Genomic DNA, 618 nt, shown 5'->3' on the forward strand with positions numbered 1-618 from the left:
TGCTCGGCCGGGATCATGTGGCTCATCATCAGGAAGCCGACGGTGTCCATGCCCAGTTCGCGGGCGTATTCGATGTGCTGTCTGGAGACGTCGGCCTCGGTGCAATGGGTGGCGATCCGTACCACGCGGGCACCGGCGTTGTAGGCCGCCTTGAGGTCATGCACGGTGCCGATGCCGGGCAGCAACAGCGTGGTGATCTTGGCGTGGCTGATCACATCGGCGGCGGCTTCGATCCATTCCAGGTCGGTGTGCGCGGCGAAGCCGTAGTTGAAGCTTGAGCCTTGCAGGCCGTCGCCGTGGGCGACTTCGATCGAGTCGACCTTGGCCTTGTCCAGGGCGCGGGCGATGTCCTGCACGTTTTGCAGCGAATACTGATGACGCACCGCATGGCTGCCGTCGCGCAGGGTCACGTCGGAGATGTAGATTTTCTTACCGTTCATGTCGCTCTCCTCAGGCCTGTTGCATCGACTGCGCCATGCGCTCGGCGGTAGCCAAGGCAGCGGAGGTCATGATGTCGAGGTTGCCGGCGTAGGCTGGCAGGTAATGGGCGGCGCCTTCGACTTCGAGGAACACCGAGGTTTTCAGGCCGGAGAATTTGCCCAGGCCGGGGATGTTCAG

General features: G+C 62.9%; 2 pseudogenes. Both read right to left on the reverse strand.

From position 1 onward, the window contains the following. A pseudogene (locus ACP7E3_RS31880) lies at nucleotides 1-440 on the reverse strand (4-hydroxy-2-oxovalerate aldolase); the annotation flags it as partial. A 10-nt stretch (nucleotides 441-450) separates the two neighbouring features. Next, a pseudogene (locus tag ACP7E3_RS31885) lies at nucleotides 451-618 on the reverse strand (acetaldehyde dehydrogenase); the annotation flags it as partial.

It is taken from the genome of Pseudomonas sp. PSPC2-3 (assembly GCF_049898265.1).
GTDB lineage: Bacteria > Pseudomonadota > Gammaproteobacteria > Pseudomonadales > Pseudomonadaceae > Aquipseudomonas > Aquipseudomonas veronii.